This window comes from Vibrio fluminensis (genome assembly GCF_015278125.1).
GTDB lineage: Bacteria > Pseudomonadota > Gammaproteobacteria > Enterobacterales > Vibrionaceae > Vibrio > Vibrio fluminensis.
In genome coordinates this window covers 131,720-155,246 of the sequence record NZ_JADILO010000009.1, presented here as the reverse complement: position 1 = coordinate 155,246, position 23,527 = coordinate 131,720, and the positions used below count along the sequence as shown (strand labels likewise).

The window sequence follows — 23,527 nt, the reverse complement described above, 5'->3', positions numbered from 1 at the left end:
TCTCTTATCCTTTTTTCAGTGGAGGAAATCGTGTCACGAAGGTTTTCTCTAGAGGCTCACCTTCGACATCGTAGTACTCAACACGGGATATTTTTCCCGACATTTTGATATACTTGCCATCAAACAAAACTTCCGAAATAGGTCGATCATCAACGGGGATAAAATAACCCAAACGATCGATAGGCCGGAGGAGTTCACCCGTTTTGCTGTAAATTCGATAGCGACTGACAAACTGCTTGAGGGTTAGATTTTTATCGAAGCTCTCCGTTGCATTCACATCAATCAACCAAGGGAATGCGCTTGGTGAAAGAGTGACTGCCTTCCAGGATGGCGTGCCTTTGCACGCTAAGCGCGTCGTAATTTCTAAATCATAGAAGTACAGTCTTATGCCATCGGAAGTCATAAGTTGATACGCGGTGGTGTTCTTCTCAATTTTTGATGGTGCACCCGCGACGTCATTATTGGTCTTGGGTTGAGGTTTCCATACCAGCGTCTGGCCATTGATTTCGGGCGCGTCAAGAACGCTAAATTGGCATACATTCTCCCACTCAAAAGGCAATGCAACCGCTGCGTTTTGAGCAGACTCGGTTTCCAAACTCAAATCATCATCAAAGTTAAAGGGTGTGTCGATGTTACTGGCTGACGTGTCTTCTAACTCATTAAATAGGAAGTTATGGCCTCTAAGTACTTCCATCGGCGGCATGTCAGCTCTCGATAAAAAAGACGCTTCATCAATGAAAACCATTTCGCGTGAGAAGTTCGCCTCTTTGTTTAGGTTATACACCTGAAAAGTGACAGCCGTTGGGATGCTTGAAAGCCGCAGAGCGATGACTTGTTCTGTAGCCACAGGGTTGCCCAGATAGCTAAACATTTGCTTAGCCGTTGGCGTTAGCCACTTAGGGTAGCTCTCATTTTTCGGTAAGCTCATTTGCCCCTGCACGTTATCCATAGCTAACGCTAACTGGCTATTTTCACTATCGAAATAGGTCAGCAAATACTCATTTTGTTTACCTGAAACTGGCGTGACGGTTAACGTGATATCGCCAAGCTGGAAGGTTTGGGTTTGATTGTGTTTCCACTGCACGGTATGACGCTTTGAAGAAACACTATAGTAATCAACCTGCGCAGAAATGCTGTCAATTTCCTTTAATGCCTTTTGTTTATGCCAGCCAACGGGTTGAGCTTCAGCAGTCATATTCATCTGTTCATCGATAAACTGCTGATCTAAAGGTAATGCGAATTTCACATCCATTGGATTTTCGTCAGAAAAGGCTTTTGTATCACGAAATATGACCCGACCGATTTGCGCATCATTGGATAAGTCCGTGACAGATGTAAGATGAAATCCATTCTCAGATTCTGTCATCATGCCATGCTCATACGGCAATACATCGTCTAGAGTAAGCGTTTCTTGGATTTGACTATCTTCCGGTAACGGCATGATATCGAACCAATCGCTGTCATCGTAAAAATAACCATGGCTCATAATGTCCATGAACGTCCCAATCGGCTCATCTTCTGGGTGCATTACCAACGCCAGTTGCGTCATCTTAGTTTCGCCGTACACCTCGACAGGAACATTCATAACAAGAAGCATTTTTTCAAACCAACCGTTCGCACGGCTAATTTCAAGCTGACCATAAACCTGCTTCTCGAGTGTTTCTGCCTTCGATTGAGCAGAAGCAACAGTGACAAATAGAGATTGTTCTGTGACTTTTTGGACGGTTAATGTGACCGCTTCGCCATTGAAATGAGGCAATTCAATCTGGCTTCCTTCCTCTGCAGGAATTGATTGGACAACCCCCGGCGTGTTCATGGTCGATTGCAGGCCATTGAGGAGTACTTGGCCCCCTTGTTTGACGAAGGTTTGCCATTGGTCGTCATTCTTTGCCTTGAAATCTATCAACTCACCATTTTTGCCATTCAAGGAAAGATCAAAACCAGACGCAAAGATCTGTTGAATTCTATCGTTGGCGCGAGATGACTCGATACTTGAAAACCCTGCTGACCCCATACCTAATTGCAAATGTTCAGGGGTAACATGCAATTTCAATGTATCACCGGCTTTATCTACTCGGTAATGCATCAAGCTCTGGCTCAGCATCAGAGTCCTTGGTTCCCTTTCAACATCTCGAGTCGTTTGTGCATATACCCAATACCGTTTTTCTTCGCCTTGCTCAGGTGAAAAAGTGACGGATTCGCCACAAGCGGTAAGGGTTAAAAGAACGGGTAGGAAAAGAGCTTTTAAACCATTATTTAGATACATCCATTTATTCCAAAACAAAGTAAATCCTTAACTCACGTCTACTTAATCAAAAGCAAATATCACGTTTCATATCAAATTTCGAAACAACTTAACGAATGATAGAAACTCCCCTCCCGAGGAACTGCCACACTTAAAGGGATTACATTAGCACCGGTGGCACTAAGTCTGATTATTCTTTCAGCGGGAATGATTGCGCCAAAACTACCTCAGCATCCATACTGTTAAGTTACGTATTAAAGCCAGGCTTCATAAATAAGACTCTCGCTCTAACTTACTGACTAAAATAACAAATTTTCCATATGCACGAATAGGCATCGAAGCGTGTGGTGGTGCGCATTATTGGGTAAGAACATTACGCAAACCCGTAAAAGTGGTCATCAAGACACTTTCACCTCTATGTTTGGCTGGTCAATGTGGTAATGGTCTATCGAGGTGGCTTTGAGTTAGAAATAATTTCGAGTCATAAAAATCATGCTCGACATAAAGTTGATTGCGATATGTGCAAGACCAAACTCATAAAGCCATCGTGAGATCTAGCCACCAAACTAACAACACAGCCCTGTCATGATCACCATAACAGGGCTGATTCTTTCGAACTGGTTAGATTAGCTATGGAAGACGAGATACCGCTTCTTTTATTAGTTGGATAAATTTTTCTCTGTCAATATCAAAACAAACACAGCTATTTGCTACTTTACCGAGAACATTGTCGTAATCGACAATAGTCGCTCCCCTCATTATCCGTGACTCCGACAAATCAACTTCATAGTACAATTCGCGCGTCTCGAAAATAGCTGGACTTAGCAAGTAGGCAATTGCCGTCACATCATGAAGGCGGATTTTTTTACCCTCAGCTTCACGGCGAAATTCAGGTGTAGATGTCTCAGAAAAGAAATCCAGCATCTCAGCGATAACTAAACCACATTGGCTACCTGAATGTCTAAAATATTCGATCTCCTCTTGATTGATCGTCGCTTGATGCGTGACATCTAGCCCACACATCACGATAGGCACTCCTGATGTCGACACGATCTGCGCAGCTTCAGGATCAACATAGATGTTAAACTCCGATTTGGGACTCCAGTTACCGCCGAAACATGCCCCACCCATAAATAAAATCTGCTCGATTTTGTCTTTGTATTCAGGTCTCGCGAGTAAGAAAAGCGCCATATTGGTCTGTGGACCTGTCACGACAAACGTCATCTTTTCGTCTGGATCAAGTGAATCCAGTAAACGAGCATAGGTATCGATAAAATTCTCATCCAGCGCTCGTTTTTGCGTAAATGGCAACTCTGGTCCATCAATACCACTATCACCATGAACAGAATCAGCAATTTCAAGCGCTCTCACCAATGGCTTATCTCTACCTGCCACAACGGGAATGTTAACGTCCATTAACTCCAATAGCTTCAGCGTATTGTTGGTCGTTTTTTCTAGTATTTGGTTACCGCCCACAGTCGAAATGCATTGAATATCGAACTTATCTCGATTTCCAATCGCAAGCATAAGCGCAATGGCATCATCATGGCCAGGGTCACAATCGATAATCAGTTTTTTCATATACCTAAAGCTCCGCTATAAGTTCTCGTTCAAATTCGTTGAGGTTGAGTGGTGTGCCTTTCATTTTCATCTGCTTGGCAACTTGCACCACTGGCGGGGCAACAATATGACTTTGAGCCAACACAGTTTGATCATCAAACGCTTCAAAGTTCGCTGTATCCGATAGCAACTGTCCTTGTCCAAAAATCAAAATGCGATTAAACGTATTGGTGACAAAATTCATATCATGGCTGATCGTAATAAACTGAATGCCTTGCTGCTGAAGATTACTGATCACGTTCATAAAATGCTCAACCTCAAGCCAATCTTGGTTCGCGGTTGGCTCATCTAACAGAACGAGTTGCGGGTCATTTACCAATGCCGTCCCGAGCGTCACTAACTTTTGTTGGCTAAAAGGAATTTCCAGCGGGTGCTCTTCAAGTAAATGTTCGATGCCCACTTTAGCCGCAATTTGTTTCACTTTCTCTTCCCGTTGTTTTGCATCACGAACCTGATGTAATAAACCAAACTCAATCTCTTTGAAAACCGTTTCATTAAAGAGTTGATCTTTGGGGTTTTGGAAAACGAAGCCTATTGACTTTGACCATTCATTGAGTGGTTTGCTTGATACCGACAATCCATCAATCAAAATCTCACCGCTACTTAACGGCAACATGTTATTGAGCAACTTAATAAACGTTGTTTTTCCCGCGCCATTTTGCCCAATGATCGCCACGGATTGGTTGTCGATATCGACATTGATACCTTTCAGTACCTTGATACCTTCGACGTAGGAAAATGAGACATCTTTAACTACAACATGCATTTTCTTTCTCCAAATTAGCCAGCAATTCGGTCAGTGTGATCTGTGTTTGTGGCAACTGGTGATTGCGCACAAGCAACTCCGACATAGCAAGTGAGTCGTGCTTTTGTATTTTGTGGTGATAGATTGAAGGATTTGCCATCACCTCAGCTGGCGAGCCAAAGTCAATTTGTTTTCCATCTTCTAGAACGAGAATCCGGTCGGAAAAGCTGCACACCCTTTCCATGTTGTGGTCCACTGAGATAATCGTCATGCCTGTGCTTTTTATTTTCTCGACAATTTCAAAGATCTTAATCGCACCAGCAGGATCGAGCTGAGAAGTACAATCATCCAACATCAACAGTTTGGGTTTCAGTACCAAGGTCGAGGCGATTGCCACACGCTGCAACTGTCCGCCTGACAACTCCAATGGCGACTTATTCATTAAGTGGTGAATGCCAATTAAATCAGCAATTTCATCAATCCGTTCTTCGATTTCTCTTACTGGGATATTTTGATTGCACAAGCCAAATGCAATCTCATGTCGAACAGTTTCTGTTGTATATGAAATTTGGTTAAAAGGGTTGTCAAAAACAAAACCAATTTTGGTCGATAATTGGCTAACACTCTTCTCCTGAGTATTCCAACCATCGATGATTATCTCCCCTTTCATTTTTGAATTGGTAAAATGCGGAATCAGTCCATTGAGAGCCATCATTAGCGAGGTTTTACCGCTGCCATTCACCCCGCATAAACTTACGAATTCACCGGGTTTAACTGAGAAGCTCACATCTTTAAGTGCATCTACATGACCATTACGTTTGTAATGTCTGATACAAAGATTTTTAACTGTTAATAGATCTTGCATATTACACCCCTAACTTCACAGCAACTTTTATGCAGATGAACAGCAAAAACGACACGATGAGAAAACGTTGAATCAGCTTATCAACTTTGGATTCTTCTAAGTCATATAGGCTGGTGGTCTTTCTTGATACACCAAAAGAACGAATTTCTAAGGTGATACTTCGCGAATGAATATCCGACAGCGATGAAAGGATCACTGGCATTAATATAGGAATAAATGCTTTTACCCGAGTAAGGAAAGAACCATCCATTTTGATGCCTCTCGTCTCTTGAGCAAGACGAATCACTTCCATTTTTTGCTTGATCTGCGGGATCACGTTAATTGATGCCAAAAACAGATAGCTCACCGTGGGCGGAACGCCTTTATGAATCAGATTAGGCATCAGCTCTTCTTGCTTAGTCGTGAATACAAATATGAACACGACAGGCAGAATCAAAGCCAGCTTACTGACAAGATTTAATGTGATCACTATGCCTTCTCGACCAACTTCCATTACGTAGCCAAAAACAGTAAATGAAAATAGCACTTCTGAGTTAGCTGGATTGACCAAGCCATGCACCACACTCAAAAACAGAAAAATAGGGGTTAGAATGCTGACCGAAAGCTTTGTCACTTTCATCGCGCAACTGGATATGGCGACAACGCCAGTGAGTAAAACAAATAACGCTGCAATAAATAATGGCTCACTGGCGAATAGGCTAAGCATCACAAACCAAATCATAAAATAGAGCTTCGTGATTGGGTTTAGGTGATTAAGAAGCCCACTACTGTTTTGATAACTTAAAGATGATGTGCTCATAATTAACCCCAAATTTAGAAATCATCGACAACGCGAGTGTTCAGGTTTCGTAGGCTGTTTGGTAATTTCTTAATCACTACGACAGCTACTAGCACCGCGATTAGTTTGTCTATCGATTCGATGATGAGTGTTGAGGAAAGAACAGATTTAATAATACTGTCTGTCGCGGCCATAAAGGTTGCAGTTAGCACCGATGCACCGGTCGCTCCCGTGATCCCTCCAAACACTATGATTGAAACAAACGAAGCGGTAATGGTTGATGCAATAACCAATAACGCCCAAGGTATTAGAGAATGCGGAATATCATCAAACCAGCCTTTTTTGGCACAAAAACCGATGATAAGAGCATTGACAATGCCGACGACCATGAAAGGAAAATAGATTGGGTTAACAAACATTCCTTGGAACACCGCAGAAAAAATTGCAACTGCAACTGCAACCAACCAGCCCCCCAAAACACCCGCAATCGTTGTGCCAATCAAATCAAGGAAAACCGGCAACTTAAGCGTACTTGCAGCAAAATTACCAACAAGGTTTATACCAACAGCGATGGGAATCAACACCAAAGCCGATGTGTTTAGTTGTTCTTTAAGCATCTTCATCATAACTATGTCCTTTTTGTAGTTAACGCACTTCTACTTCAAAGAGATCTCTTTCCTTATGGAAAGCTTCTATATCGTGCCTACTAGGGATTGAACTATAAGCACCATCTTTTGTTACACAAATTGCCGCACCGCATTGAGCAAGTGCAATGGCGGTTTCTATGTCGTAGCCGACCGCTAGATAGCCAACCAGCACACCATTGAATGTGTCTCCTGCTGCCGTAGTATCTTTCACCTCTACTTTATAACTCGGGTATCGCTGAGCTTTATCTTTCGTGCTATACCAAACGCCTTGTGAGCCAAGAGTTATAATTACTTGTTCGATTCCCAACTGATGAAAGTAGTCGCTCGCCTCAGTTAAACTCTGTTCATCGCAAACTTTAATGCCTGTTAAGATTTCCACTTCTGTTTCATTGGGTGTGATCAGGTCAACTTGGTTCAACAAACCAAGGGGAAGCTTTTGCGCTGGTGCAGGATTTAGCACGACCTTAGTGGCATTCTCCTTTGCAATATTAATTGCAGCTTCAATACCGTCTATTGGCGTTTCAAGTTGTAAGAGTAAATAGTCGCTTTCTGCGATAGCTTGGCTAAAACCCATAATGAGTTGAGGATCCAGTGCAGCGTTCGCTTGTGCCGAAATACTGATGCTGTTTTCACCGCTGGTATCGACATTAATCAGCGCCACCCCTGTATTGAGATGCTTTATGCTGGTGATTCCTTGTGTCGTGCAGCCCAAAGCCTGGATTTTTTCAATTAAATCCGCACCGTGAGTATCGCCACCCACACAAGTGATAAACATAGATTGTGAGGTAATATTTCCCGCAGCAAAGGCCTGATTGGCCCCTTTTCCACCAAGAACACATTGATAGAACTGGCTAGAGACGGTTTCACCCGGATGCGGGAAACGATCAACTTTCATTACGTGATCAACATTGACACTACCGACAACAACGACTTTATGTTTCTGATTTTGTTCATCCATAACTGATCTCACTGTTAGACAGACTTTTAAATCCGATAGCCTCGCTAGGCTAGACAAGAAACTTTCTTTTCCGCGAATGTTGTTTGAATGTATTTCGATGCTTCATGCGCAGACTGGTAAAAACCTTTTCCTTGAACCAACTTGGCAGCAAAACAACCGACAAAAGAGTCATTTATCATTGTCTCATCCATACAGATCATTCCCTGATTCTCAATCACTTCAGTCAGCTCTTCGCTATACAGCCAAAAACTTTTATCAGAACCGATGACAATCATTTGTTTAATGCCTAATGCGCTAATGGTGGAAATAGCATCCGCAATCGACGCGTTCGGTTGACTATCTAAATTGGCAACTTGAAGTATTTCACGCTCATCCGCGATCAAAATATCCACATACTTTAATAACTGCATTGCATATGATCGGAATGGTGATGCATTCAATATGGTTGGAATCGCTTTTTTATGAGCATTTTTAAGTATGCATTCAGTTGCTAATTGGTTATTTTCAAGCTGAACTAAGAGTAAATCATGATTATTTATAAGCTCACAGCACTCATAAAGTTCTCTTTCATTTATTTGTTCATTTGCACCAAGATAAACTGAAATATTATGCTTACCATCGCTTTCTCTAACCTGAATTTGCGCCAACCCTGTAGAATAGTCACCACTTTCTAAAATAAACAACCGATCGAAGTTCATATTTTTTAGCGTTGTTTTTGCGTAGCTGTTTAAATGGTCATTCCCAACCTTCACTAATAATGTGACATGTACATCATTCTTATTTGCTACAACGGCTTGATTAGTGCCTTTACCACCAGATGTTCTTGTTACCTGATTTGCCCTTACTGTTTCACCAGGCTCAGGAAAATGAGGGATATATGATGTAATATCGACATTAAAGCTACCAAAAACGAACAACTTCCCTGTTCGTTTATGCGCGAGATTAACTACTTTATTGTTCACATCAGAAGTGATGACATTGACTATCGCAGAGCCGAAATCTACATTTGACTTCGCGCCACCATGAAAACGCGTGATCATGTCAGAATGGTCGAGCTCTTTGAGATCAAGACGAATGGTTTTTGAGGTGCAGCCAAGTTGCTTTGAAAGACTATCAATAGTAACTCGACCTTTATCTTTGAGTTCATCAAGGATGAACTTTCTTCTTTCGATCTTAGTCAATGAACTCATACGATAAACCTCAGAGGCAACGTTATGATATTAATCTAAACGTTAACCTGTTTATCTGTCTGTGATTCCTAACAAAGAAAGTGAACCAAAATAAACATTTAGGTTTATATGAGAAGAATTTGCAACAAATATAATTTGTATCTATCATCACTATTATAAATAGTTATTAAAGCGTCAGTACAATAGGCACCAAAAATGAATAACACATCTCTTTAGTGGCGTTTATATTCAATTACACAGTTACTATTTTAAATACTTACTAGAACCAAAATTATAAATAACTAATTTTTATAATAAACCTCTTATTTTATACAACACAAATATTTCAAGCAAATTTCTTAGCCTGAAGTAGATAGTTGTAAATCTATCCACGATTAGGCTGTTGGTAAGTCTTAGCGAAGACTATCTGAATTCAATTATATCCTCCCAAAACAAGGATAACTTTTCTAGCCTACCCAATACGCATAATGTAGAAGCCTTTTAATTAGTCATCTACCCTAAATTGATGAAGATGATTTGTACCAAATCTAGTCGCCAAACTAACAACGCAACGTAAAATCAGAGTGTCATGCCGACTAGTCTTTTTGAATAATTAGTTATATACACATTAATTATTATGCTTTTTTGCATTAGATTTATGCTGTTTTCACAAAGCAACCGTTTACATCAATCAAAAAGCATGCGAAAAATCTTCTCTGCATTTTTGAGTAAATACATACCATTTTTAGCTATATACCTCGTGTTTATCACCTTCCTACAATACGTGCGTCTTACTTGTAGCACGCGCTTTTCCAATGTGTAGTTCGCGTCACGATAACTAAAGGTTTCGAATGAGCAATATCGCCAAATCCGCCGTCAAACTGAGTGTTTTTTCTGTCATTATGATTACGGTTACTTCCGTTGACAGCATAAGGAACATACCGGGCGCGGCCTTATTTGGTAGCCACGCTATCTCTTTCTTTGTATTAGCCGGGGTTTGCTTCTTCATTCCAACCGCATTGGTCTGCGCAGAGTTAAGTACCACCTACCCTCAACAAGGTGGGGTTTACTTGTGGGGCAAGGAAACCATTGGACCGAACTTCGGTTTTGCTACCGTATGGTATCAATACGCTGAAAATATTGTGTACTACCCACCATTGATTTCATTCATCGTTGCAACAGGTACATACCCGTTTTTTCCCGAACTCGCACAAAACAACATCTTCATGCTGGTGATGATCAACGTCATTTTCTGGGCTCTGACTCTGGTAAACATATTCGGTTTACGTCTATCATCCATCATCACCAATGTATTCGGCACTCTGGGGTTAATCTTCCCGATTTTACTCATCATTGCGCTTGGTGGTTACTGGGCTTATACCAACCCGAGCGAATCTCATATTTCACTACGTCATGTCTCTGACTGGTTGCCTGATTTTTCTCAAGATGGCATAGGTGCGGGTTTTACCGCCGTGGTGTTATCGCTAACAGGGCTAGAAATTACAACGTCATACGCGAACGAAGTCGACAACCCACAAAAGACATATCCAAAAGCACTGATTATATCAACCGTGTTGATTTTAGTGTCTCTAACCGCTTGTTCTCTTTCGATCTCTTCTGTTGTATCAAGTGATCATTCAAGCTTAAGTGAAGGCGTTATTCTCGCATTCAAAGCGTTTTTTGATGATTTGAATATGTCGTTTATGTTGCCAATCATTGCCCTAGCCATTGTCTTCGGCAGCCTTGCGAGCCTTAACAACTGGATCATCGCACCAACCAAGAGCCTACACGTCGCGGCGAAAGACAATTTCATGCCAATCGCGCTATCAAAAGAGAATAAAAACCAAGCACCTGTGCCACTTTTGCTGCTGCAAGGTGCTATCGTCAGCGTTCTTTCTTTGGTGTTTATCTTGGTGCCAAATGTCAATCAGGGAATGTGGCTACTAAACATCCTTATGACTCAGCTATACATGGTGATGTACATCTGTATTTTTATTAGCTTCTTGGTTTCACGTCGCAAACATGCAGAGGTTAAACGCCCATTTCGTGTTCCTGGCGGAAAAGTAGGTATGGTGCTCGTCGCGGCACTGGGCTTAATTAGTTGTGCCATCACTATCATCGTATCCTTCGATGTACCGGCAGGTATCAGCGCAGAAACTGGCGCGTATGCACTTATTCTTGGCTTTATCACATTTAGCCTGCCAGCGGCTGGTGCTGTGCTATACCGCAACCGTAAACACCAACAGCGAGCCCTATTGGTTGAAGCTGTGGCGAACTAAGCTCGCAAATTCCGCATAGTTAAAAAGCCGAGATGACGTAAGTACTCGGCTTTTCATTTTAGTAAAACTGACAAAGCGAAGTAGATAACTTTGTTGTTCGAAGAGCATTGGCTGCTCACGCAGCCAACAGGATGTTATTGCCGATTGACAGGCAGAAGGCACATATGTGTTTAACTCCATTTAGCAAAGAGTTACGATTCACTTTCTGGTTTCTATCGCGTAAACATGGAATAACTTTCCATTTAAATCTATTGTTTTTTCCCATACATTCTGACGATTAGGTACTGAAGTAAACACCCCCTTGAATGCTAGCTTCCCTAACTCTTTTTTTAAAGATGGTGTTAACCCTCTAAGTGCATTAACAGGAAGATCTGTACACCAAGCATTAACAAAGCCTTTAAAATTGCTGTGGCTTCCCTGTCCCACATATCTTGAATCATTGTAACTTACTACATATGTATATAATGGCATATTACCTATCCTTAGAAACGCCTAATGCCCGCTTAGCTTACTGCCAACCGCGGCACACCTAAAACAATCATGGTAATCACAGAATCAAATAAGCCCAACCGAACAAAAATTGCCGTAAGTTAGCAGTCAGGTTGAAGCGATTGGTTAGGTGTGTAACTTATTCTTGTACGACCTGTACCCATTTTGAGCGCCATTCTTGCGCTTCAATAGGATCAGGCCAGAATTCTCTTTGTTTCGTTTTCAACCGTATGAAAAGTAATAGCGCGAGCTTTTTGAACACTATCTGTAATCGAAACATCAGTTACGATTATTGATTCTTCTCAGACAACCGAGTGTAATTCAAACTCCCAAATACGGTTTGCAGAGTAATAGGAATTAATAACTGTGAAATTTCTCTTCCAACTGTCAGTTCATTTGATTGAGGCCAAAAGCCTTCGTAATTTGGGCTAAATACTCACTCTAAACTGCTAACTACAGTAACAAATATGCACTCATCAAAATAGACGTCGAAGCATGTGGTGGTGCTCATTATTTGCTGAGAACATTACGTAACCTCGGTTCCAGTGCCCGCTAGCGGTGAGACCGTAATAAGAGATCCTCAATATGTGTTTGTCGTAAGCAATGCTTAATGACCGAAATGACAAAGCGAAGTAGATAACTTTGTTGTTCGAAGAGCATTGGCTGCTCTCGCAGCCAACAGGGTGTTATTACCTATTGACAGGCAGAAGGCTCATATGTGTTATAAGCCTTTTAATCTCCACCTCCAGAGATATTTGAACTATCACTTGAACCACCGCCAAAAGGCTTTGATGAACTAAGGGGTATATCTTGTGAGCGGTGGAATAACCATAACCCAATAGCTGCAAATACTGGAATTAGCCAAACGAGAATAATTTGAGCTACTTTTTGAAAAGCTTCTAAATCGCTCCTCTTACCTAAATAAATAGAAACAACTAAATTTAATAGAGCTACTAAAGCTAAAATGATTAACCAGTAATAGTTTTCCACGTTACCCCCTTGGCTTATAACGCCTTGTTTAGTAGCAGATAACTACCACCACACTCAAACAAAGCCACCGTAATCACTAAACTAAATCAAACCAAAACTGCCAAACGTTAGCTGTCTACGTGAACAAATTGTTAAGCTACTAATTTTCGCCGACACGCCACAACACACCACTCGGATCTGTGAAACTAAACTCGAGCATTCCCCACGGCTGCTCAATAAGCTCTGTGACTTTTACACCAAACTCTTTGTCTAGATTGAGTTTTAAAACATGTGCATACCAACTTTGAGCATCTTCAACTAGGAGGTGCATCATAAAGTTGTTGCTGTGAGTAGGCTCGTAAAAGTCTTGAAGCAAAAAAGAACAAGAGCCTGACTTGAAATATGCGATACCGTCAAACTCAGATGCCATTTCAAAACCTACTGCCTGATAAAAGAGCTTAGAGCGTTCAAAGTCTTTAGCGGGAACGAATGACTTTATTTCTACTGTATTCAGATTTTCCATTTCTAGTACCCATTCCTTTCGACTGTTGGTAGCTTAACGAATGACATGGATTCCCCTCCCGAGGAACTGCCACACTTAAGTGGTACACATTGGCACCGGAGGCACCATGTTTGATTACTCATGTTTCTGCGGGATTGATTTAGCTAAAAACTACTTCAGCATTCATGCAGTTGACCAGCACGGCAAAGTTTTACTTCATAAATCAGTCACTCGCTCTAAACTGCTGACTACAATAGCAAATATGCACTTATACAAATAGACGTCGAAGCATGTCGCGGTACACATTATTGGCCGAGAACATTACGTAAACTCGGTAACAATGTTCGCATCATTTTGGTTAAGTATGTCACGCCATATCTGACCAATAGAAAAATGACCCCAGTGATGCGGTCGCTATATGCGAAGCCTCTAGAGAACTCACTGCTCGCTTTGTTCCATAACAACGAACAGCAAAGTTGCTTACACCTTGGCTGAGCCTGAAGATAACTGGAAAACAACTGTTTAACCATTTTTTTGAATAGTGCCTGCTGGGGTTAACCGATAAGTGTCTAGTGACCCTATGACAAATCATAGGCAGCGGCGAGACCGCAATAAGAGATCCTCAATATGTGTTTGTCGTAAGCAATGCTTGATGACCGAAATGACAAAGCGAAGTAGATAACTTTGTTGTTCGAAGAGCATTGGCTGCTCACGCAGCCAACAGGATGTTATTGCCTATTGACAGGCAGAAGGCTCATATGTGTTAGCTTTTTGGTTTCGTTGGACCTTCAGACTGCTCTAACGCCTTGATAGCTAGAGCATCACTTCTATACAGGTCTGTATTCCCAGAATTTATAATATCTGCTAATGGTGCATACCAACTGCTTTTTCCTGACAATTTTGTTCCATCAGCGGTAACTTTTAGCAAATAAGTATGTAAACCTAGCCTTTGCTTGTTGGTATGCCACATTACTAAATGAACAAACCCATTGCTAATTTTACCTTCGATATCAAAGGTACGGATATCATCTAAGCACGAACCGCCTTGATGAGCTGGAGGCTTACTCTCATCGTTAACAATTACAGTAGCTTTTCCCTTTATGATATTCGTGTCTTGTTTGAGTTCGATAACAGCTCGCTGACTACGAGTTCTACGATACCAAGTGCCATCAATATTGATGCCTTGATAAGTCGATTTTCTTAGCCATGGCATAACCACATCATAAGCTATCGCTCTACAAATAAAGAGCACTATGGTAGTGATAAGACCAGCAACTACACCTAAAACCAAATTAACTGAAATATCGTCCAATATTTACTCCTAATCCAATTAAAAAAGCTAACGAATGATATGGACTCCCTCTCCCTGAAACTCCGCGTGCCATACTGACTCAGTACACGCTGAAGAACTGGAGGTTATCATGTCCAACATTCAAACTATTGGCGTTGACCTCGCCAAGAATGTGTTCAGTATTCACGGCGTTGATGCATATGGCAAGTGCGTCCTACGCAAAACTGTCAAAAGAAACAAACTGTTAGACACTTTCGCCAATCTACCACCCTGCATCATCGGTATGGAGGCCTGCTCTGGTGCACATCACTGGGCAAGGGAGTTAATTAAACTCGGTCATCACCCTAAAATCATGGCGTCCAAATTCGTTATTCCATATCGACAAAATGAAAAGAACGATGCCAACGACGCAGAAGCTATCTGCGAAGCAGTATCTAGACCTAAAACACGATTTGTCTCTATAAAAAGTGAAGAGCAACAAGCGGTGCTTTGCTTGCATCGAATCCGTCAGGGGCTAATTAAAACAAGAACTGCTACCATCAACCAACTCAGAGGGTTACTCTCTGAGTTTGGCCTTGTGATACCGCAAGGTCGCTACTCGGCTCAACAAACTATTGGTAGTATCCTCGAAGATGCGGAAAATGGTTTGCCGCTGTTGGCTCGTGAACTACTTCAAGATCTATCGAATAAGGTTCAAAGCCTTAACCTCGAAATCCTGCACTATGATCGACGCGTCTCGGCTTTAGTTCGTGAAATGGCTTCAGCAAAGGCCCTCATAGATATTCCTGGTGTCGGTGAACACAGTGCAAGTACCATTGTCGCAACCGTCAATGACGCCAAGCAATTTGGATCTAGCCGCCAATTCGCCGCGTGGATAGGGTTAGTTCCAAGGCAATACTCAACAGGTGGTCATGTTCATCTTGGTCGCATCAGCAAAAGAGGCGAAAAACACATTCGCACGCTGCTTATACACGGTGCAAGAGCTGTCATTGCCCGCTGTAAAGAAAAGACGGATAGAAACAGTTTATGGTTACAACAACTCGTTGAGCGACGAGGTTACAAGCGTGCGGCTGTTGCCCTAGCAGCCAAAAATGCACGAATAATATGGGCATTATTGACGACAGGAAACGAGTATAAAGCTAACTATATAAACGGTTAGCCCTCACCGAGTCAAAGCAATAGCAATTGATGACAATACGGTCAGACCGAGATGCCTTAACCTTTTTAATTGGGAAGTAGAAAATACTGTCTAACGAATGAGGCTGGCATCAAGCGAATATCATCAGGGTGACGGATAGAATCCGACGAAACACCGAATGTAGAGCTGCTGTCAGATCCACTGTTGTCAGCGGTAGCTATTGTTGACAAAAGAGGGAGTCCATGTAGCCCAATTAAGGTGTGAGCCACGCTACCACTACACTAAAATTGGACGCCGTAAACACTGAACTTGACCCCAACCAAAAATGCCAAGCGTGGGGAATCACTCTTAAATTGCTTGTTAGGGCTACGATTTTATGAACTTTTTTCGATAAGATCGTTAATCTTTGCCGATAAAAACTGAGGAAACTCTGAATGGTGTGTTAACGGGTCTAAATGCCGTTTTCTTTCAAGTCGTTGAATACATGCACTATACAGACTTTCTCTAGACGGGGTGCCACGCTTAACAATACTATTGGCAAATCCGAGTACGCCGTTTAATTGCTGCGTCATTTTTATTTGCGCTTCTTTCTCAAGACCTAAATCTCTGAAAATTGACTGTAATATAGTCCGCCAGTCACAATTTCTGTCTGTATTTGGAAGCTCAATATCCGTTGGTAGCTCGAACCAATAATAAATGCCAGACATGGTTTCAACAAAGCTTCGCTTAACACAATAAGTGTAATGATTGGCCATATCTAAAACTTCACCTCTAGGTAGCGCAGAAGCAATTGTACCTTTGCTTCTACCCGAATATTGGACATACCCTCCATGATCAGCAGCGACGAATACATGACCTTTTGGTAAAAATTGAATTAAGCGTAAGCAAGCTGCTATGTCGGAGACATCCGCTAGCTTTACTATTTCTTTATGTAGGTTAGAAATATCAGAGTCATTTTTCTTAATTAAGCTCTCAATCCAACCTGTTGGCATTAGCAACTCTGTTGCGAATGCATTTGCTTCTTGTTCCATCTCCCAGTATTCAATTGTACTGTCAGACTCTGTAATCGTTGTAAGATCAAAGATGGTTCCGGTATGCCAAGGAATGACAACATGCCCTATCTCATGGGCTAAAGTAAACCTCTGGCGTTTTTTAGGCATCTCAATATTTACAAAAATGCGCGGGCGTTTTCCCGATACTTTCAGATCTGCACATACACCATCGATATCCATAGGAATCTGAGTATATTTTAAAGTTGCATACTTCTTTGCCAACTCATCTAAATCAACGGGCATCGACAAGTTGTATTTAGCATGCAACCTCTTTGCATAATTTTGAACTATAGATATTCTCATGAGTGCTCTTCAGAGTTTAGCCACTTCATCAAAAATTTTGCTGCTTCAGGAGAGCTCGCTCGTGCCGCCATTGGTAAATCATAAGAAGATTCCAATACGGTCATCAACGAAACATTTTGTATTCTAGCAGTGATAATGGAATCTAGAGTGTCAGGAGCATGCATCCAAGATTCATATTCATCTGAGGACATACCTAGATACTCACTAAGAGGAACTTCCGAATCAGAGTCATGCCACTCATCAACAAAATCATCGATGTCGTCAGGTAACGCGTGTCCCTGTACACACAGTTCTATGAACTTTCCACCTTCAATAACCTTAAACATCAATTTTTCTCCCTTTCACTGCCTCTTTAATCATTTTACCAGTTAAAGCATCAAAAACACCTATGTGACGCCCTCTTTTGTTGAACACTTCAATTTCACCATGATAAGCGTCCCAAGTATATAAACGCTGTCCGCATTGAGAACGCCAACGTTTTGCTCCATGCACAAACCCCAAATATTCGGCAAAATCCAAATATGAAGGGGCTGGAATAGGTAATCGAGTCACTCTTTCTCCTTAAAAAATTATACAAATGTCCAATAGAAGCCCTAACAGTTCTTAGACCGAAAAATTCTATAGTTAAATGCCGAATTATTCTGTCTAATATTGCTTTGAGATAGAAAATACCGCATTTTCATCATAAATAACAGTAACTTAATCATTTAAACCCCTACCTAAATCTCAAAATACAGACTTTTTCTATATAGCATGAGTCAATATTAAAAACTCAAAAACATGTATCTATAACCAGTTAACATTTAGATAAAAATTCAAGTCTTAGCACTCAATTCCTTCTAAATAGTCCCAACTCCATCCCCTTACCTTTCTCAGCAAATTTGTCGGCTTTTCTACCAATGTAAAAATCCCCACATAAACACCACTAAATTGCACCATTTTGGTGCGCAATTGGCGATTCACTGTTTGTTGAGAAGAAATTTTAAAAATTTTTTCCGCCATGAAATCAGCCTGTTAACCAAGAAGAATGGCATATCGTTTCAATTAGATGCTTTTTTGTTCGCCTATTTGGGGGTCACAAGTAGAAAGCATTTTCTGAGGAGACTAAATGGCACATGAAAAAATAAGATTTGTAACTCTGATTAAAGCTGCGGAAATAATCGGATTCTCCCCAAAGACCCTAAGAAACCGCATTCACGAGGGTAAGTACCCGTCAACGGTATTTAAGAAAGTGAATGGTACATGGATGATGGATATCGAGGAATGGAACCTATGGCATCGAAATCGCTAAGAAACAGAAAGCTGCCCACTGGTGTTGAAATCCATGGAGGGTATCTGAGAGTTGCGTTTAGCATCAACACTAAACGCTATAAAGAGAGCCTTGGGCTAAAGGCGAATGAGCAGAACATTAAATATGCTGCCGGTCTAGTAGCAACAGTAAAGCATGAAATCAGGATCGGTCAGTTTGTTTACAGCAAGCATTTTCCGAACTCAAAGCATGCAACGGGTACTTACACCAACGTCACGCTTGGACAAGCAATGGAAGTGTTTATTGAAGATAGAGCATGTCATATTGATAGAGCTTCAACGAAACAAAAAAAGACGATTGGAATGAAGTTTATTAAGTATCATGGTGCAAATCGGTTACTTGAAACCATTACACCACAGAGCTTGATGCGCTATAAACATAAACTTGTGAGCGAGCTCGCCGGAACAACAGCCAATAACCATATAACTACTTTGAACCAGTTCTTTAAATGGTTGTACACCATGGAGTATTTAGATAGAAATCTTAATACTATCTTGGTAAAGGTCCCCCAATTCCCAAGAATTGCAGACCCATATTCTGTTGATGAAATTCAAGCAGTTTTATCCAATTGTGACGTGTTACAACATCGTAACCTAATTACCACTGCTGTATATGCAGGATTACGTACCGGTGAACTCTTAACACTCGCTTGGGAGGATGTGGATTTCAAGAATGGCACGATACTAGTTCGCCGCTCTGCATACACCGACCGAGGTTTAACAACTACGAAGAATAATAAGGAAAGAGTGGTAGATCTACTTCCACCGGCACTTGAAGCATTAAAGTCACAGATGGCGTTAACGCTAAATAATAACTTCCCAGCTAAATCCTATGAAATCGAGCACAGGGGGGCTGTCGTTAGAAAAGAACATTTACGCTTCGTGTTTAATCCGAAAGCCGTTAGAGCGCAAAAGCAAAGTGATTATGACTACTATGGTCATCGAGCCATGATCCGCATTTGGAATGCGTGTTGTAAAAAAGCGGATATCACTTATCGTAATCCCTACCAAATGCGACATACCTATGCCAGTTGGCTCATCACGTACTCCAATATTAACCTGAGCTATCTCGCTGAGCAGATGGGGCATTCCGATATCAGAATGATTGTGAAAATTTATGGCAAATGGCTAAAAGATTCTGATAAACGAGAGTCCCAACGAGTTTGGAAATTATTAGAAAAAACCCATCCTTCTCATCAAATGCATACAATCAATAAGCATTCAGTCAAGAACACTACATAATATATCTATGCATCAATACATTAGATACAAAAATGTCCCATAAACCAATGGGACACTTTTTTTAGCGCTCTAAAATGTCTATGGGACATAAATGGGACATTTTGCCAGGCTAAATAGGGCTATTTTTACCATTCATATGGTCGAATAACCCGTATTCAAGCAAGTCGAACGACAGCTGATTTAGCCTGCTTTTAGTTATTCCCAGTCTAAGATAACTTTGCCAGACATCCCGCTACGCATGATGTCGAAGCCTTTCTGGAAGTCATCCACCTTGAATTGGTGAGTGATGATTGGCGTCAAATCTAGACCAGATTGAATCAATGATGCCATCTTGTACCACGTCTCGAACATTTCACGACCGTAGATACCTTTGATCACCAAGCCTTTGAAGATCACTTGGTTCCAGTCGATACCCATGTCTGATGGTGGAATGCCTAACAGTGCAACGCGACCACCGTGGTTCATGGTTTTTAACATTGAGTTAAACGCTGATGGGTTACCCGACATCTCTAGGCCCACATCGAAGCCTTCAAGCATACCCAGATCAGACATTACGTCTTCTAGAGACTCTTCCGCTACGTTAACCGCGCGAGTCACACCCATTTGACGAGCAAGGTCTAGGCGGTATTCGTTCACATCGGTAATCACAACATGGCGAGCACCAACGTGTTTTGCCACTGCTGCAGCCATAATGCCAATTGGACCCGCACCCGTGATCAGCACGTCTTCACCGACTAGGTCAAATGACAACGCTGTGTGTACTGCGTTACCAAATGGGTCAAAGATTGATGCTAGATCATCAGAGATGCCATCAGGGATCTTGAATGCGTTGAATGCTGGGATCACTAGGTATTCAGAGAAACAACCCGTGCGGTTTACACCCACACCAATAGTGTTGCGACATAGGTGGGTGCGGCCAGCGCGGCAGTTACGGCAGTAACCACACGTGATGTGACCTTCACCAGATACGCGGTCACCAATGTTGAAGCCACGCACTTCTTGACCAATCGCCACAACTTCACCTACATACTCATGGCCTACAACCATAGGTACAGGAATGGTTTTTTGTGACCATTCATCCCAGTTGTAGATATGAACGTCGGTACCACAAATTGCGGTCTTTTTAATCTTAATCAGTAGATCGTTGTGACCAAGCTCTGGCTTGTCCACTTCGGTCATCCAAATGCCTTCTTCAGGCTTTAATTTTGATAATGCTTTGATTTTCATACTACACACCGAAATTTGCTCTGAAACGTTCAGAGCAATGAAATCTTATCTATAAAAATAGTGTATTTTTGGCTTAGGCGATTTATGTCTCTACTCAGAAGAGTTCTATCTGAGTAGAGATCGTTTTATCGGTTCGCTCTAAAGCAGGAACTGCAAATTTATTGAATGATGCCCATATCGCGGCCTACTTCGATAAATGCATCGATAGCGCGGTCAAGTTGCTCACGTGAGTGCGCAGCAGACATTTGTGTACGGATACGTGCTTGGCCTTTTGGTACCACAGGGAATGAGAAACCTACTACGTAGATATCTTTCGCTAGACAGCGCTCAGCAAACTCAGCCGCGACTTTTGCATCACCTAGCATGATTGGAATGATTGCGTGGTCTGCGCCCGCAAGCGTGAAGCCTGCTTCAGTCATACGTGCACGGAAGTGCGCTGCGTTTTGCCATAGGTGGTCACGTAAATCGCCACTCTCTTGCAGCAAATCAAGTACGCGTAGAGACGCGTTAACAATAGCTGGAGCAACAGAGTTAGAGAATAGGTATGGACGAGAGCGCTGACGTAGCCAATCAATCACTTCTTTCTTACCAGAAGTGTAACCGCCTGATGCGCCGCCCATTGCTTTGCCTAGTGTACCTGTGATGATATCGATGCGGTCAATAACGTCATGGTATTCGTGAGTACCTGCGCCATTTTTGCCCATAAAGCCCACTGCGTGAGAGTCATCAACCATCACTAGCGCGCCGTATTTATCCGCTAGGTCACAAATAGCAGGAAGGTTCGCCACAACGCCATCCATTGAGAATACGCCGTCGGTTACGATTAGGGTGTTACGAGCGCCCGCTTCTTTCGCCGCAATAAGCTGCTCTTCTAGCTCTTGCATGTTGTTGTTTGAGTAGCGGTAACGCATTGCTTTACACAAACGAACGCCATCAATGATTGAAGCGTGGTTTAGTGCGTCAGAGATGATTGCATCTTCAGCGCCAAGAATGGTTTCAAATAGACCTGTGTTGGCATCAAAACATGAGGTGTAAAGAATCGTATCTTCTTTACCTAGGAATTGAGAAAGCTTTTGCTCAAGTTGTTTATGGATATCTTGCGTACCACAGATAAAACGAACTGAAGCCATACCAAAACCGTGTTGATCCATACCCGCTTTACCCGCTTCAATTAGAGCTGGGTGGTTAGCAAGACCAAGGTAGTTGTTAGCACAGAAGTTTAGTACTTCTTGACCCGTCGAAATTTGTACTTGGGCTTGTTGCTGTGAGGTAATCACACGCTCAGATTTGTAAAGGCCTTCTGCCTTCACTTCTTCAAGTTGCTGTTGGATCTGTTGGTAAAATGCAGAGGACATGTTCAATTCCTTCCTATCTTTATAGTTTTAATTACGCCATCATCGAGCAGCTCAAGCATGAAATGATGGCATCAGGCTATTGAAGTGATTACTCGAATAGCCTTTTCCATAAAGTGTAATCTAGGTTAGGAATTAGAATTATCCCACTAGGTGGAAAAACATTATTGAATCACAGGCACAAATCAGTTTTACTTACCGCTATTCATCGTCAACTGCACAGCAGCAAGAAGACATAAAGCAGAGGCAATCATCATAATGTTTTCCAGCGTCGACCAAAGGTCGAGCATTGCGTCAGCGTAATACATATTGGTCTCCTCGTTGGTTTTCGTTGCTGACAACATTACAGTGCAAACCAAGCCAAAACCGCGAACTAAATCGCAAAAATCCTTTATTTTCATATATATCAACATGTGACAGATTATGATAAACAGCCGTCTTATAGCCCTACTTCCTGACCTTGCGACCTTCATTCTTATCGTCAACCAAGGCAGTTTTACTGCGGCTGCTAAACAGCTCGATGTGACGCCATCGGCGCTCAGTAAGCTGATCACTCGCTTAGAGAAAGCCCTCTCCATCAAGCTATTTGAGCGAACTACCCGCAAGCTAATCATTACCCCTGCGGGCCAAAAGGTGTATGACCAAGCTCTGCTCATGGTCAATGCGGCGCAACAAGCAATAGAACTATCCAATAGTGACCACACAGAAGTCAGCGGCTCGATTACGGTTGCCGCGCCAGAGGCATTTCTAAACTCGGTGCTGCAACCTCTGGTTGTTCCATTTTTACAACAGTACCCAGAAACCGAACTTAAACTACGTGTTGCTGATGGTGAAATGGACTTATTGCGCGATCGCATCGATATCGCCTTTAAACTTACCGACAAACCCGACGAAAACTTAGTATTAAAAGAGATCGGTAAAACCCATTTACGCTTATGTGCCAGCCCAAGCTACATTAAGCAATTTGGCATGCCTACACACCCGACTGAGCTAATAGCGCACCAATGCCTCTACCTCGCTGAACGTGAGCGAGACAATGTATGGGATTTCTTTAAAGATGATGAATACCATTCTGTAGCCGTTGCGGGAAGATACGCCGTTAACCATTCGCAAATGCGCCTGACTGGGGTTAAAAATGGCTTAGGGATTGGCATTTTCCATGATTTCGTTATCGCTGAAGCACTCAAAGATGGCAGCGTAGTTGAAGTGCTGAATGGCTGGACTCTTAAGAGTAACTACCATGGTGCAATCGCAATGCAGTACCCACAAACCCAATATATGCCCGCACGCATACGAGCATTTATTGATTTTGCGGTCAAACACTTGGTCGAGAAATTGAACGCCTAAA

22 protein-coding genes and 3 pseudogenes are annotated in these 23,527 nt (G+C 42.0%); 6 read left to right on the top strand and 19 right to left on the bottom strand.

Annotated elements, in window-relative coordinates; genetic code table 11:
* Positions 1–4: 4 nt before the first annotated feature.
* From IRQ95_RS08875 to IRQ95_RS08840, 8 genes are all read right to left on the bottom strand, one after another.
* Positions 5–2,266: a hypothetical protein gene (locus IRQ95_RS08875; protein ID WP_194436605.1), complete on the bottom strand. Its 2,262-nt coding sequence runs from the start codon at positions 2,264–2,266 to the stop codon at positions 5–7.
* Between the two features lie 609 nt (positions 2,267–2,875).
* Entirely contained in the window at positions 2,876–3,826 is a 951-nt protein-coding gene (locus tag IRQ95_RS08870) for a nucleoside hydrolase (RefSeq protein WP_194436604.1), read from the bottom strand.
* Between the two features lie 4 nt (positions 3,827–3,830).
* Positions 3,831–4,631 carry an energy-coupling factor ABC transporter ATP-binding protein gene (locus IRQ95_RS08865; protein WP_194436603.1) on the bottom strand — a complete coding sequence of 267 codons (801 nt, stop codon included), beginning with the start codon at positions 4,629–4,631 and terminating at the stop codon, positions 3,831–3,833.
* The gene (locus tag IRQ95_RS08860) at positions 4,615–5,475 is read right to left on the bottom strand and encodes an energy-coupling factor ABC transporter ATP-binding protein (RefSeq protein WP_194436602.1); all 861 of its coding nucleotides are present in this window, start codon (positions 5,473–5,475) and stop codon (positions 4,615–4,617) included. The genes IRQ95_RS08865 and IRQ95_RS08860 overlap by 17 nt, the downstream gene beginning before the upstream one ends.
* 1 nt (position 5,476) lies before the next feature.
* On the bottom strand, positions 5,477–6,274 hold the full coding sequence (locus IRQ95_RS08855; protein WP_194436601.1) for an energy-coupling factor transporter transmembrane component T family protein: 798 nt from the start codon (positions 6,272–6,274) through the stop codon (positions 5,477–5,479).
* A gap of 14 nt (positions 6,275–6,288) precedes the next feature.
* Positions 6,289–6,879 carry an ECF transporter S component gene (locus IRQ95_RS08850; RefSeq protein WP_194436600.1) on the bottom strand — a complete coding sequence of 197 codons (591 nt, stop codon included), beginning with the start codon at positions 6,877–6,879 and terminating at the stop codon, positions 6,289–6,291.
* Positions 6,880–6,898: 19 nt separating this feature from the next.
* Complete coding sequence (gene rbsK / locus IRQ95_RS08845; RefSeq protein WP_194436599.1) at positions 6,899–7,858, bottom strand: ribokinase; 960 nt, start codon at positions 7,856–7,858, stop codon at positions 6,899–6,901.
* A 44-nt stretch (positions 7,859–7,902) separates the two neighbouring features.
* Positions 7,903–9,048 carry a PfkB family carbohydrate kinase gene (locus tag IRQ95_RS08840; protein WP_194436598.1) on the bottom strand — a complete coding sequence of 382 codons (1,146 nt, stop codon included), beginning with the start codon at positions 9,046–9,048 and terminating at the stop codon, positions 7,903–7,905.
* Between the two features lie 830 nt (positions 9,049–9,878).
* On the opposite strand from IRQ95_RS08840, the gene IRQ95_RS08835 reads away from it, so the two are divergent.
* Positions 9,879–11,306 (top strand): APC family permease, encoded by a 1,428-nt coding sequence (locus tag IRQ95_RS08835; RefSeq protein ID WP_194436597.1) that lies wholly within the window; start codon positions 9,879–9,881, stop codon positions 11,304–11,306.
* 198 nt (positions 11,307–11,504) lie between these two features.
* On the opposite strand, the gene IRQ95_RS08830 is transcribed toward IRQ95_RS08835, so the two are convergent.
* Positions 11,505–11,777, bottom strand: a complete 273-nt coding sequence (locus tag IRQ95_RS08830; protein WP_194436596.1) for a hypothetical protein — start codon at positions 11,775–11,777, stop codon at positions 11,505–11,507.
* A 157-nt stretch (positions 11,778–11,934) separates the two neighbouring features.
* Positions 11,935–12,225, bottom strand: a pseudogene (locus tag IRQ95_RS22210) (nuclear transport factor 2 family protein); the annotation flags it as partial.
* A gap of 4 nt (positions 12,226–12,229) precedes the next feature.
* Here IRQ95_RS22210 and IRQ95_RS22205 point away from each other — a divergent pair.
* Positions 12,230–12,348: pseudogene (locus IRQ95_RS22205) on the top strand (IS110 family transposase); the annotation flags it as partial.
* Positions 12,349–12,527: 179 nt separating this feature from the next.
* On the opposite strand, the gene IRQ95_RS08825 reads toward IRQ95_RS22205, so the two are convergent.
* Both IRQ95_RS08825 and IRQ95_RS08820 read right to left on the bottom strand, forming a co-directional pair.
* Positions 12,528–12,785, bottom strand: a complete 258-nt coding sequence (locus IRQ95_RS08825) for a hypothetical protein (protein WP_194436595.1) — start codon at positions 12,783–12,785, stop codon at positions 12,528–12,530.
* Between the two features lie 139 nt (positions 12,786–12,924).
* Positions 12,925–13,287 (bottom strand): VOC family protein, encoded by a 363-nt coding sequence (locus IRQ95_RS08820; protein WP_194436594.1) that lies wholly within the window; start codon positions 13,285–13,287, stop codon positions 12,925–12,927.
* Between the two features lie 106 nt (positions 13,288–13,393).
* Between IRQ95_RS08820 and IRQ95_RS08815 the strand changes: the two are divergent.
* Positions 13,394–13,724: pseudogene (locus tag IRQ95_RS08815) on the top strand (IS110 family transposase); the annotation flags it as partial.
* A 305-nt stretch (positions 13,725–14,029) separates the two neighbouring features.
* Here IRQ95_RS08815 and IRQ95_RS08810 read toward each other — a convergent pair.
* Positions 14,030–14,578, bottom strand: a complete 549-nt coding sequence (locus IRQ95_RS08810; protein ID WP_194436593.1) for a hypothetical protein — start codon at positions 14,576–14,578, stop codon at positions 14,030–14,032.
* Positions 14,579–14,687: 109 nt separating this feature from the next.
* Here IRQ95_RS08810 and IRQ95_RS08805 point away from each other — a divergent pair, with 109 nt between their 5' ends.
* Entirely contained in the window at positions 14,688–15,716 is a 1,029-nt protein-coding gene (locus tag IRQ95_RS08805; protein ID WP_194436592.1) for an IS110 family RNA-guided transposase, read from the top strand.
* A 353-nt stretch (positions 15,717–16,069) separates the two neighbouring features.
* Here IRQ95_RS08805 and IRQ95_RS08800 read toward each other — a convergent pair whose 3' ends face one another.
* The 4 genes from IRQ95_RS08800 to IRQ95_RS08785 all read right to left on the bottom strand — a co-directional run bounded on the left by IRQ95_RS08800 (position 16,070) and on the right by IRQ95_RS08785 (position 18,052).
* Entirely contained in the window at positions 16,070–17,050 is a 981-nt protein-coding gene (locus IRQ95_RS08800; RefSeq protein WP_194436591.1) for an ImmA/IrrE family metallo-endopeptidase, read from the bottom strand.
* Positions 17,047–17,376 carry a hypothetical protein gene (locus tag IRQ95_RS08795; protein WP_194436590.1) on the bottom strand — a complete coding sequence of 110 codons (330 nt, stop codon included), beginning with the start codon at positions 17,374–17,376 and terminating at the stop codon, positions 17,047–17,049. The genes IRQ95_RS08800 and IRQ95_RS08795 overlap by 4 nt, the downstream gene beginning before the upstream one ends.
* Positions 17,369–17,602 (bottom strand): colicin E3/pyocin S6 family cytotoxin, encoded by a 234-nt coding sequence (locus IRQ95_RS08790; protein WP_194436589.1) that lies wholly within the window; start codon positions 17,600–17,602, stop codon positions 17,369–17,371. Before IRQ95_RS08790 ends, IRQ95_RS08795 begins: the two co-directional genes overlap by 8 nt.
* A gap of 270 nt (positions 17,603–17,872) precedes the next feature.
* The gene (locus IRQ95_RS08785; protein ID WP_194436588.1) at positions 17,873–18,052 is read right to left on the bottom strand and encodes a hypothetical protein; all 180 of its coding nucleotides are present in this window, start codon (positions 18,050–18,052) and stop codon (positions 17,873–17,875) included.
* A gap of 270 nt (positions 18,053–18,322) precedes the next feature.
* Between IRQ95_RS08785 and IRQ95_RS08780 the strand changes: the two genes are divergently transcribed.
* Positions 18,323–19,600, top strand: a complete 1,278-nt coding sequence (locus IRQ95_RS08780) for a tyrosine-type recombinase/integrase (RefSeq protein WP_228481346.1) — start codon at positions 18,323–18,325, stop codon at positions 19,598–19,600.
* Between the two features lie 195 nt (positions 19,601–19,795).
* Here IRQ95_RS08780 and tdh read toward each other — a convergent pair whose 3' ends face one another.
* Positions 19,796–20,827 carry an L-threonine 3-dehydrogenase gene (tdh, locus tag IRQ95_RS08775; RefSeq protein WP_075652747.1) on the bottom strand — a complete coding sequence of 344 codons (1,032 nt, stop codon included), beginning with the start codon at positions 20,825–20,827 and terminating at the stop codon, positions 19,796–19,798.
* A 158-nt stretch (positions 20,828–20,985) separates the two neighbouring features.
* Positions 20,986–22,182: a glycine C-acetyltransferase gene (locus IRQ95_RS08770; RefSeq protein ID WP_194436587.1), complete on the bottom strand. Its 1,197-nt coding sequence runs from the start codon at positions 22,180–22,182 to the stop codon at positions 20,986–20,988.
* A 420-nt stretch (positions 22,183–22,602) separates the two neighbouring features.
* Here IRQ95_RS08770 and IRQ95_RS08765 point away from each other — a divergent pair, with 420 nt between their 5' ends.
* A complete protein-coding gene (locus tag IRQ95_RS08765) occupies positions 22,603–23,526 on the top strand; it encodes a LysR family transcriptional regulator (RefSeq protein ID WP_194436586.1) in 924 nt (307 codons plus the stop codon).
* The last annotated feature ends 1 nt before the right edge of the window (position 23,527 follow it).

Coding starts and splice junctions, on each gene's coding strand:
- rbsK (WP_194436599.1), bottom strand. CDS start 7,858: ATGGATGAACAAAATCAGAAACATAAAGTCGTTGTTGTCGGTAGTGTC.
- IRQ95_RS08875 (WP_194436605.1), bottom strand. CDS start 2,266: ATGTATCTAAATAATGGTTTAAAAGCTCTTTTCCTACCCGTTCTTTTA.
- IRQ95_RS08800 (WP_194436591.1), bottom strand. CDS start 17,050: ATGAGAATATCTATAGTTCAAAATTATGCAAAGAGGTTGCATGCTAAA.
- IRQ95_RS08805 (WP_194436592.1), top strand. CDS start 14,688: ATGTCCAACATTCAAACTATTGGCGTTGACCTCGCCAAGAATGTGTTC.
- IRQ95_RS08840 (WP_194436598.1), bottom strand. CDS start 9,048: ATGAGTTCATTGACTAAGATCGAAAGAAGAAAGTTCATCCTTGATGAA.
- IRQ95_RS08785 (WP_194436588.1), bottom strand. CDS start 18,052: ATGGCGGAAAAAATTTTTAAAATTTCTTCTCAACAAACAGTGAATCGC.
- IRQ95_RS08870 (WP_194436604.1), bottom strand. CDS start 3,826: ATGAAAAAACTGATTATCGATTGTGACCCTGGCCATGATGATGCCATT.
- IRQ95_RS08850 (WP_194436600.1), bottom strand. CDS start 6,879: ATGATGAAGATGCTTAAAGAACAACTAAACACATCGGCTTTGGTGTTG.
- tdh (WP_075652747.1), bottom strand. CDS start 20,827: ATGAAAATCAAAGCATTATCAAAATTAAAGCCTGAAGAAGGCATTTGG.
- IRQ95_RS08865 (WP_194436603.1), bottom strand. CDS start 4,631: ATGCATGTTGTAGTTAAAGATGTCTCATTTTCCTACGTCGAAGGTATC.
- IRQ95_RS08820 (WP_194436594.1), bottom strand. CDS start 13,287: ATGGAAAATCTGAATACAGTAGAAATAAAGTCATTCGTTCCCGCTAAA.
- IRQ95_RS08765 (WP_194436586.1), top strand. CDS start 22,603: ATGATAAACAGCCGTCTTATAGCCCTACTTCCTGACCTTGCGACCTTC.
- IRQ95_RS08770 (WP_194436587.1), bottom strand. CDS start 22,182: ATGTCCTCTGCATTTTACCAACAGATCCAACAGCAACTTGAAGAAGTG.
- IRQ95_RS08830 (WP_194436596.1), bottom strand. CDS start 11,777: ATGCCATTATATACATATGTAGTAAGTTACAATGATTCAAGATATGTG.
- IRQ95_RS08795 (WP_194436590.1), bottom strand. CDS start 17,376: ATGTTTAAGGTTATTGAAGGTGGAAAGTTCATAGAACTGTGTGTACAG.
- IRQ95_RS08835 (WP_194436597.1), top strand. CDS start 9,879: ATGAGCAATATCGCCAAATCCGCCGTCAAACTGAGTGTTTTTTCTGTC.
- IRQ95_RS08855 (WP_194436601.1), bottom strand. CDS start 6,274: ATGAGCACATCATCTTTAAGTTATCAAAACAGTAGTGGGCTTCTTAAT.
- IRQ95_RS08860 (WP_194436602.1), bottom strand. CDS start 5,475: ATGCAAGATCTATTAACAGTTAAAAATCTTTGTATCAGACATTACAAA.
- IRQ95_RS08780 (WP_228481346.1), top strand. CDS start 18,323: ATGGCATCGAAATCGCTAAGAAACAGAAAGCTGCCCACTGGTGTTGAA.